The sequence below is a fragment of the Providencia sp. M-27 genome (genome assembly GCF_011077905.1).
Taxonomy (GTDB): domain Bacteria; phylum Pseudomonadota; class Gammaproteobacteria; order Enterobacterales; family Enterobacteriaceae; genus Providencia; species Providencia huaxiensis.
Genome location: NZ_JAALBT010000014.1, coordinates 86318 through 96526 on the forward strand (window position 1 = coordinate 86318; position 10209 = coordinate 96526).

Genomic DNA, 10209 nt, shown 5'->3' on the forward strand with positions numbered 1-10209 from the left:
TTCATATTCATTTCTAAAAAAACAAAATAAGGAATGAATTAAGATTTTTATCATGATTTTCATCATGTTACAGAGTCAGTTTCGGCAGTCTCATTTCCCAATGAAAGTACTCAATTAAGTGACTAAAATTAGGGCTTGAATCACAAATTTTAGTTTTTAAGATACTTACTTTCAAAAATGACGACGTCGTCATATTAAAAAAAATTTATTTTATCTATAACATTAAATAACCATTTTTCTTACATACATACATTGTTCATAGTTAAGCGTTAAAAAACTAAAGCAAATGCGTTATAAAAAAACGCTTAATGTTGACGTCAACATTAGGGTTAACAACTAGAAAGAGGTCTTAGAACATGAGTAACCTACCTGAAAAAATGAAAGCGGTTGTTTGTCATGGTCCACATGATTATCGCTTTGAAAACATTAAAAGGCCGGCACCAGGATTTAGAGAAGTTGTCATTAAAGTTGATGGATGTGGGATCTGTGCTGGCGACTGCAAAGCCAATGATGGCGCTCAGATGTTCTGGGGAGATGATCCATGGATAAAAGCCCCCGTTGTTCCTGGCCATGAATTTTACGGACGTGTTGCTGAACTTGGTGAAGGTTCTGCTGAAAAATTTAAATTAAAAATAGGCGACCGGATCTTAGCTGAGCAAATTGTCCCATGTTGGGAATGCCGTTTCTGTAAATCAGGCAAATACTGGATGTGTGAAACTCATGATATTTACGGTTTCCAAAAAGAAGTTGCCGACGGTGGTATGGCTGAATATATGCGTTTTTCAGAACGCGCCATTATCCATAAAATCCCTGATGAACTGTCTGATAAAGATGCCGCATTAATTGAACCAATGGCTTGTGCTATCCACACAGTACGCCGTGGTGATATCGATTTAAATGACGTCGTCGTCATTGCTGGTGCAGGCCCACTCGGGCTGTGTATGATCCAAGTCGCAAAATTAAAAACACCGAAAAAACTGGTTGTCATTGATGCGATTGATGAACGCCTTGAATTAGCAAAAAAATTTGGTGCAGATGTCGTTATCAACCCACTGAAAGAAGATGCCATTAAGCTAGTCAAAGATATGACGGAAGGCTATGGCTGTGACGTTTATATTGAAGCAACGGGCGCGCCTATTGGTGTCACTCAAGGGCTAGAAATGATCCGCAAACTTGGCCGTTTCGTGGAATTCAGCGTATTTGGTAAAGAAACAACGGTTGACTGGTCAATCATAGGTGACCGCAAAGAACTCGATATCCGCGGAGCTCACTTAGGGCCATATAGTTATGAAGTCGCTATTGACCTATTTAGCCGTGGCTTAGTTAGCGCTGATGATATCGTTACTCACTTCTATTCCATTGATGATTGGGAAGAAGCCTTTGTCATGGCGAAATCGGCAGACTCAATTAAAGTCGTCATCAAGCCATAAACATGTTTTAACTGGTAGTAATAATTGATAATTCAAATAAACACTAAATAAGTAAAAACCCTACATATAATTAAACGCTCTTTTAGGAGAACATCTTATGCTGAGTAAATTTAAAAAGTTAGCTGTAGTTGCAAGTGTACTGACTTTAGGTATGACATTTAACGCTACCGCTAAGCCAGTTTCAGTGGGCATGTCATTTCAAGAATTAAACAATGAATATTTTGTCACCATGAAAGAAGCCTTAGAGAGCGCAACGGGTGATATGGGCGCACAACTATACATTTCTGATGCGGCTCATGATGTATCAAAACAGACCAGTGATATCGAAGATATATTACAGAAAAAAATCGATATTCTGTTAATTAACCCGGCAGATAGCGTGGGTGCTGAAACGGCTGTACTGGCAGCGAAAAAAGCGGGAGTTGTAGTTATCGCCATTGATGCCCAAGCAAATGGCCCAATTGACTCTTTCGTTGGTTCTAAAAACTATGATGCTGGCTTAATGGCTGGTAAACGTTTAGGTGAAGCATTAGGCGGCAAAGGCGAAGTGGCAATTTTAGATGGTATCCCTGTTGTGCCAATTCTTGAGCGCGTTCGCGGCTTTGAAGCGGCTATGAAAGAATACCCGAATATTAAAATCGTAACTAAATTGAACGGTAAACAAGAACGCGATACCGCAATGAACGTGACAGAAAACATGTTGCAAGCAAACCCAACGCTCAATGGGATTTTCAGTGTTAACGATGTCGGTTCTTTAGGTGCGTTAGCTGCGATTGAGTCCTCTGGTCGTGATGTCAAATTGGTGAGTGTTGACGGTTCTCCTGAAGCGGTTGCTGAAATTGCCAAAGGTAACTCGCCATTTATTGCTACTTCGGCGCAATTCCCTCGTGACCAAGTTCGTATTGGTTTAGCTATGGGCTTAGCAAAATACTGGGGTGCCAATGTCCCTAAAGAAGTCCCAATTGATGTTAAATTGATCGACAAAACCAATGCTAAAGACTTTCACTGGTAATCGTTAGTTATCAATAACCAATGTATTGCACCTGTATTTCTGATGTTCGGTGCAATACATTTTCATAAATATTAATTATTAAATGCATATTGGAATAAAAATTCCAAATGGCTTTGTTACCCATTTTTAAGCAGTTGAGAAATATAGGGAAGCAATATGATGCAATTATTAGCATTAAAAGATGTCAGTAAAACTTTCCCTGGGGTTAAGGCGTTAGATAATATTAATCTCTCCCTAGAAAAAGGGGAGGTTCACGCATTATTAGGTGAAAACGGCGCAGGTAAATCAACGCTAATGAAAGTGTTATGTGGAATACATAAACCTGATAGCGGACAAATTCTGATTGAAGGCAAAGAACACACCTTTCATAACTACAGAGATGCAATAAAAGCAGGCGTAGGTATTATTTTCCAAGAATTTTCTCTTATTCCTTATTTAAATGCTTTTGAAAATATATTTTTAAATAGAGAGTTGAAAAATAAGTTTGGTTTATTAGATAGAAAATTAATGCGAAAAAAATCGCAGGAAATCCTAGCTGAACTGGGTGTAAACATTAATATTGATGAGCCCATTAGTCATTTAAGTATTGCAGAACAACAGTTTGTTGAAATCGCAAAAGCACTGTCTTTGGATGCTAAGATTTTAGTGTTAGATGAGCCAACTGCGACATTAACACCCAATGAAGCAAACCATTTATTCGATGTAATGCGCGATTTAAAAGCTAAAGGGGTTGGAATGTTTTTTATTTCCCACCATTTAGAAGAGATTTATGAAATCTGTGACACCATCAGTGTACTACGCGATGGACAATATATAGGGTCGCGTAAGGTCGATGAAACAGATTTAGACGTTATTATCGAAATGATGGTTGGCCGTGAAGTTGAAAATATTTACCCTCATAAACGCCAATTCAACGAGCAAGAAGTCATCTTAGATGCGGAAGTTCAGCGTTTTTCATATAGCCCAACTAACCACCTTCAATTAAAAAAAGGTGAAATTTTAGGGCTTGCTGGATTAGTCGGTTCAGGTCGCACAGAAACTATTCTTGCCATGATTGGTGCTGATAAGGCTTACAAGAAAAAAGTTGTTTTAGAAGGCAAAGAAGTTAAAGTTAAATCAGCTGCGACTGCACTGCAATTAGGTATCGGTTTATTACCAGAAAGCCGAAAAACTCAAGGACTTGTATTGCCGTTTTCCGTTAAAGAAAATATATGGCTAAACAATCACGCTCAAAAATTATTTTTAATTCAAAACAAAAAAGAACTCACTTTATCTATTGATTTAATTTCCCAAGTAAAAGTTAAAACACCAGAGCCTCACACTGCAGTTTCTACTTTAAGCGGTGGAAACCAGCAAAAAGTTGTTATTGCTCGCTGGCTAAATAAACAAGCCAAAATTCTTATTTTCGACGAACCCACTCGAGGTATTGATGTTGGGGCAAAATCAGAAATTTATCAATTAATGCGCTCTCTAACTGAAAAAGGAATTTCCATTATTATGATTTCATCGGAGCTACCAGAAGTTATTGGTGTCAGTGATAGAGTTTTGGTTTTTCGAGATGGTGAAATTGCCGCTGAGTTAACTGGAGACGAAATAAACTCAACTCAGATCATGGTGCATGCGGCCGGCAATATTATATAGGATAACGACTATGTCTAATCAAAGTGCAATTCCATTAACTAAAAATAAATTTAGTTTTTCTAAGCTAACAAAAATACCTGCATTTTTACCACTTGTTGGTTTAATTCTTTTATTTGTCTGCATGTCCATTTTTAATGAACATTTTTTAACTGTAAATAACCTTTCGACAATTGCTCGTCAGGTTTCTATTAATGCCATTATCGCCATAGGTATGACATTTGCTATCTTAACAGGTGGAATTGACTTGTCCGTTGGTGCTGTTATGGCGCTTTCTGGAACCTTGATGGCAGGCTTAATGAAGTATTATGGAATGGACCCTTACGCCGCAATTGCTTTGGGTTTATTATCCGGTGTTGCTTTTGGCTTCATTAATGGAATTTTAGCCGCTTATGGTAAAATGCCACCAATTATTGTCACCTTAGGCGCCATGATTATTGCTAAAGGGCTAGCCTTAATTTATACCGGTGGCTACCCAGTGTCAGGATTACCTCAAGAGTTTGCTTTTTGGGGACGCGAAGAGTTAATGGGAATTCAAGTTCCTATTTTATTAATGCTTGGCCTTTATCTTATTTTCTATGTTGTACTAAATCATGTCTCTTTTGGCCGTTATATTTACGCCATTGGTGGTAATGAAGAAGCTGCACGCCTCAGTGGTATCCGCGTTGAACGTTATAAAATGTTAGTTTACGTCATTAGCGGTTTTACTGCTGCATTCGCTGGGTTAATATTTACCTCTCGAGTAATGAGTGGGCAACCCAATGCAGGGGTAGGCTTTGAGTTAGATGCGATTGCTGCGGTCGTACTCGGTGGCGCCTCAATAGCAGGAGGCCGTGGTATGATCATTGGCACACTCATTGGCGCAATGATCTTAGGTGTACTTAATAACGGTTTAAATTTATTAGGTATTTCACCTTATGTTCAATATATTGTAAAAGGCCTAATTATTTGGGGTGCGACATTAATTAGCTCAATGAAACGCTAAATTAATAGTCCTTCATCGCCATTAAAATAGGCAGGTATCGCTACCTGCCTATTTACATTTTTCATACTTCAAGTTGTATGGATGTTGACTGCACTTACATACAACTCGAATTCTTTAGAGTATATAAAGAGCATAACCTACTTTAATTCTAAATATTATTAATAAACAACAAGTTTCCCATCAACAAATATTTGTTTTGTTTTATGATCTTTATGTGAATCTCGCTCTATCTCAGAAAATAATAACTCTGTTGTTAATTCACCAAGATATACCGAATCATGATGTACACCAGAAATAGATAAATGGTAAGTATCTGCATAGGGTGGTAAATCTACAGAGAAATAACGGCAAGAAAGTCCTAGTTCTAAAATAATTTTATACATCCCTGCCGTAATAATTCCATTTAGCCCAACAATATACATATTAGGCGTATAAAGCTCTTGAACTTTTTTTCTTAGATAATCTTCATCATTCTTATTAAACATATAACTGCTGTATAAGACATTAATATTTTTTCTATTTGGAAAGTTTTCATATATACCCGCTAAACGAGACAAACTAATTTCAGATCCTTCTGGCCCTGAAACAATAAGTGTATTTTCACTATTTTGCTGGTTAAGAAACTTTCCTGTTAAAGCGCCAATTTCAAAGTTTTTCAAAAACAACCCCGAATACTTATTCTGATAACCATAAATTGAACGGTCAACAAAAACTAAAGGCACATTATGCTGGTCAATTAATGATAAGTAACTTGGTTGATAGTCTTTATCATCACGAACTGGCGATAGTAGGATCCCACTCGCTTTGTAGCTAACTAAGGTTTCGATTGCTGTTTTTTCTGCTTTTTCATCGCTATCTGAATCGAAAATCATGACTTGATAGCCTTTTTCTTTCGCTAAACGTGAGACCGTTTGAATCAGTACGACATAAAAAGGGTTAAATGTGCTATCAGTAACCACACCTATTATGCGGCTATTTTTATTTTTCAGATTACGTGCAAAAAGATTTGGCACATAATTGAGTTCTTGTGCTATAGCTAATATTTTATCCCGAGTTTCCTTCTTAACCATCTCAGGATGATTAAATGCCCTAGAGACAGTAATATCCGTTACATTAGCACGTTTAGCTATATCAATTATCGTTGTTGAGCTATCTTGTTTTGTCATAATTATACTAGTCAACCTTTAATGATTACCCAGAAGAATATATTAGTAATCCATTGCACTATTATCAGGGTAGAAAAATGCGATGGTTCATTATACCTTTTTGAGCTTGAAGATAAATCAATTTCACTTTCTTTAAGAAGAATAAGTGACTGATAATTCAAAATAGTGACATACAGCATAAATTATAAAAATTTAATTAATAATCTGATATTTGAAATTTATTTCAAATGACATTTAACTCAATTAATACTGATGAGATCAATCCTAAAGCGACAAAGATGACAACACTTGAAAATAGCATTTGAATGGTTTTATTAGAAATATAATGTGTTATTAACCGACCAATTAATAATCCAATGACACATGAAACAATAAAAACAACACTAATTTCTCTAGGATATTGGAACCCATTCCAGACATTAATGAAAATACTAATACTACCAATACAGAAAATAACCATTAACGATGTTGCAATAATGCTCTTCATATTCAAATTAGTGAACTTTCGCAATGCAGGAACAATAATAAAACCACCACCGACACCTAGCATACCAGTAAGTAACCCTGTAATGACACCAATCCCCCCAAAGATTAACGCTGTTTTAGTGTTCCAAATAAATTTCCCAGTTTCAGTATTAATTAAACAATGTGCATCATTTTGCTCATCAACCCTATTGAAAAATATACGCCCCCCGACATAAAGCATAACAAGGCTAAAAATAAGCGTTAACCAAACCGGAGGAACAATATGGGCAAGATAAATACCATACTTGGCGGAAGGAATACTCAGTAGTGCTATCCAAATAGCCGCTTTATAGCGAATATTCTTTTTTATAAGCCCTTGAATAACACTAATAAAAGCCGCTATTGTAATAGCTAAAAGCCCGACAGGTGCAGCTAATGCTACACTCCAATCTTGGCTTGCCATTAAAGCAGGAACAGCAAGAATTCCCCCGCCAGCTCCCGTCAAACCTAGTAGACAGCCTATCAATAACCCTTCTAATATCAGTATTAACATTATGAATGTCTTATCATTATTATTAAATATATTCGCTGAATATTAACGCTTACTGAGCGTTTTTTCCAATTCCATTAGTACCTTATTAAATAGCATTTCTCCTGCAATAATATCGATTAACCGAGTATCTTGAAAAACCGCAATTGTCGGCACTGATTTTATACCATATTGAGGTGCCAAAGTAGGAGATTGAGCAATATCAACAATGCCAAAAATGATGTTATTTTCTTGAAAATATTCAGAAAGTTTAGTAAAAATAGGTTTCATATTTTTACAAGGCAAGCACCAAGATGCCGAAAAATAAACGACAACCGTCTGATGGCCTTGCGACCCTAAAGGGTAAAGTATATTTGAGAAATTATCACTATCTAGTGATAAGATATTGTGCATTATATGCTGCCTTTTTATCAATTTATCCTGAACTAACATACAGAAACAATATACTAGATAATATACCACTTCTTATCCATTAGTTGATCAATATTAATTAAATATTTCATTATTCTTATTTAAGATAAATAAATTGTTAGAATAGTTTTCAAGCACCATCAACACTTATATTAATCTATATTTTAAACGTTATAGCAATCATATTATTTAGAAAAATATAAATATTTTTATAATTAAGCCATACTCTTCACACTTATTAAAACCTTTAGTTTTTTTATTTAGATTATGGCAGAAAGGCATCTGACGGATCTCAACGAAATCCAACTGCATGAGTATGGCAAGTTCAACTCTTTAGCTCCTTAACATAACATTTTCCAAATGGCTGATCACGGTGCGTAAAGCACGTGGTTTTCCCTTTGTTATTCACATTGGTCAACAAGGAGCCTGCGGCATTACTCGCGAGCTGGTCTGCAAATGGAGAACCACCTGTGCTAAAGCCGCCACTTTGGCTATCCACCTTGTACTCAGCTTTATTTTTGATATCCCCAAAGCCCAGCGTGCCCGTATCCAACTTGTTCTTTTCAGCGTCCGCAGTGCTGCTAATCACCGCCCCATCGAGTTGCGTATGATTACCGACGGTGATATCAAAACCGCCTTTGCCTGCATTAATAAGCGACAGTTTGAAGCGATTTCACAGCTAGATGAGAAAGAGAGAGAAGCGATTGAGACCGTGATCAACAGCATCTTACATATGCATGATGCGAAGCGCTGGACAACAAAGAGTAATTAATTGGAAGTGGTCAAAACCAGACAATATACAGTGGGTTACGCCCCGAACCGAGGTAAACCCAACCCCAGCCCGCAACTCACCTTAAGTGGTAAGTGGCTGAATGAGTTGGGGTTTACGGTGGGCAGTCACTTTACCCTCACTCGCCAAGCCGGACAGTTGATTATCCGGTGGGCTGAAGGGGAAGTAAGGCGGCTAAGGAGATCCCAGTGTGGGGCTGGGATCTTATTAAAATCACTTGTTAGTCATGATTGATATATATTGCGTTATCTTCCGGAGGGGGGCTTTCAGACCATCCCATACTAACTACAACATTTCGAGCTAATGCTCTCATATTTTCCCACTCTATATAAGATGAAAGAGCTTCATTGTTCCAAAAATGGATATTATTTGAGCCGCTGATAGACAACATGTAATCATCTAATTCTTTTATCGCAGAACTTTGCTCAATAGATAATAATTCATAATTTATATCATCTAGTGCTATTTCCCACTCAACTGCAAGTTGATCTGCCACATTTACAAAATCAGGAAATAGTCTCATTTGAGTATCACTTGGCTGCATAAAAGCACGGGTAATCCATTCTAATTGTTCCATAATCTCTACTCTTTAGTTTTATTAATTATTGTGGCTTTCTCACCTTGTGTAGGCTTATATGTACTTGGGTCTACAACTTTCATTGTGCCTTGAGTTGTCGTGGATACTTTATAATAGCTGCCTCCATGTCTACCTCCTCCAGGGTGGTATTGGATTTGGCTAATTTCAGGATGCCCCTTGACCTCAATAATAACAGCCTGACCAGAACCTCTTGTTGACTGGCGGACATTTACTTCACAGCCCGCTGTTTTGAAATCTTTAGCTATATCATCTGAAGAACGCCCCCAAATTGCTTGAGGTGCTTTAGTAAAATTAGTTGCTATATTTACTGAGTTATTCGAGTTAGATTGTTTTGGAATAGTACCTTTATTATTTCCCTTACCAATATTACTTCCAATTACACTACCGACCCCTGCTCCTGCTAATGTAGCTCCAATATCGGATACAGCCGCTAAATCCTTACCAAACTCACTGGTATGCTGATTGATCACTGCATTATCTTTAATTGTTTCTTCTTGAACGAAATTAACAACATCAGGATCAATACCTAGCCAAAGCCCATTGGCCATGTTTTCATTATAAGCTTCATTGGCTAACTCGCGCCCGAAACCACATAAATCTGGGTTATCTATGCATGACGCTTTATTTTTCTCTCTATCCTTTTCAGCTTTTGCACGAGCTTCTTCTAAAATTGGCGTTATATCTTCGCCTTTTCTTTTAGCCTCTTTGATTTTCCTATCTAAGGTGAACATATCACCCGATAAATAGTTATTCTCAACCGTCGTCTTCCCTGCTTGGGCTGCATTCCCTGCACTCGAGGTATCTCCACCCACTAAACCGCCTGCAATACCCGCTGCCAAACTCGCAAATGCACTGACTGTCGCTTTTTCATCTTCCGTCAGCTGGCTAGCTGGTTTGTTATACAGTTTCTCAGATAACATTCCAACCGCTTCCGCTGTCATTGCTCCGAGCGACTGCGCGCCTGCATTTTCGCCTTTTGCCAACGCTAATGCAACATTCGCAATACCGTGTGCGGCTATTTTCCCTTTATCATCTTCGATATGTTGACCGATGTAGTTCGCAATGTACGGCGCACTCGCATTCGCTACCGCTTTATTCACATCTCCACTGATAAGCCCTTGAATCAAAGCGGTGCCTGACTCGACTATACGGCGATTATCCCCT

General features: G+C 37.7%; 11 protein-coding genes. 6 read left to right on the top strand and 5 right to left on the bottom strand.

Annotation, left to right across the window (positions count from 1 at the left end; all coding sequences use genetic code 11):
* Window positions 1-356: 356 nt before the first annotated feature.
* From G6Q48_RS17390 to G6Q48_RS17405, 4 genes are all read left to right on the top strand, one after another.
* Entirely contained in the window at window positions 357-1430 is a 1074-nt protein-coding gene (locus G6Q48_RS17390) for a zinc-binding dehydrogenase (protein WP_102139472.1), read from the top strand.
* 151 nt (window positions 1431-1581) lie between these two features.
* Window positions 1582-2442, top strand: coding sequence for an ABC transporter substrate-binding protein (locus tag G6Q48_RS17395; RefSeq protein ID WP_442959091.1), 861 nt, complete (start codon window positions 1582-1584; stop codon window positions 2440-2442).
* 156 nt (window positions 2443-2598) lie between these two features.
* Window positions 2599-4083, top strand: coding sequence for a sugar ABC transporter ATP-binding protein (locus G6Q48_RS17400; RefSeq protein ID WP_102139474.1), 1485 nt, complete (start codon window positions 2599-2601; stop codon window positions 4081-4083).
* A gap of 10 nt (window positions 4084-4093) precedes the next feature.
* Complete coding sequence (locus G6Q48_RS17405) at window positions 4094-5065, top strand: ABC transporter permease (protein ID WP_004905244.1); 972 nt, start codon at window positions 4094-4096, stop codon at window positions 5063-5065.
* A 158-nt stretch (window positions 5066-5223) separates the two neighbouring features.
* On the opposite strand, the gene G6Q48_RS17410 is transcribed toward G6Q48_RS17405, so the two are convergent.
* The 3 genes from G6Q48_RS17410 to G6Q48_RS17420 all read right to left on the bottom strand — a co-directional run bounded on the left by G6Q48_RS17410 (window position 5224) and on the right by G6Q48_RS17420 (window position 7678).
* Window positions 5224-6231: a LacI family DNA-binding transcriptional regulator gene (locus G6Q48_RS17410; protein ID WP_102139475.1), complete on the bottom strand. Its 1008-nt coding sequence runs from the start codon at window positions 6229-6231 to the stop codon at window positions 5224-5226.
* A gap of 223 nt (window positions 6232-6454) precedes the next feature.
* Entirely contained in the window at window positions 6455-7249 is a 795-nt protein-coding gene (locus G6Q48_RS17415; RefSeq protein ID WP_102139476.1) for a sulfite exporter TauE/SafE family protein, read from the bottom strand.
* A 42-nt stretch (window positions 7250-7291) separates the two neighbouring features.
* Window positions 7292-7678, bottom strand: a complete 387-nt coding sequence (locus tag G6Q48_RS17420) for a thioredoxin family protein (protein ID WP_166267781.1) — start codon at window positions 7676-7678, stop codon at window positions 7292-7294.
* A 352-nt stretch (window positions 7679-8030) separates the two neighbouring features.
* On the opposite strand from G6Q48_RS17420, the gene G6Q48_RS22865 reads away from it, so the two are divergent.
* Both G6Q48_RS22865 and G6Q48_RS17430 read left to right on the top strand, forming a co-directional pair.
* Complete coding sequence (locus G6Q48_RS22865; protein WP_242685830.1) at window positions 8031-8429, top strand: hypothetical protein; 399 nt, start codon at window positions 8031-8033, stop codon at window positions 8427-8429.
* A 6-nt stretch (window positions 8430-8435) separates the two neighbouring features.
* Entirely contained in the window at window positions 8436-8681 is a 246-nt protein-coding gene (locus G6Q48_RS17430; protein ID WP_336431273.1) for a SymE family type I addiction module toxin, read from the top strand.
* Here G6Q48_RS17430 and G6Q48_RS17435 read toward each other — a convergent pair.
* Window positions 8668-9024, bottom strand: a complete 357-nt coding sequence (locus G6Q48_RS17435) for a hypothetical protein (RefSeq protein ID WP_102139479.1) — start codon at window positions 9022-9024, stop codon at window positions 8668-8670. The genes G6Q48_RS17430 and G6Q48_RS17435 overlap by 14 nt on opposite strands.
* Window positions 9025-9029: 5 nt before the next feature.
* On the bottom strand, window positions 9030-10209 hold a 1180-nt coding region (locus G6Q48_RS22065; RefSeq protein ID WP_207393052.1), incomplete at its 5' end, for a VENN motif pre-toxin domain-containing protein.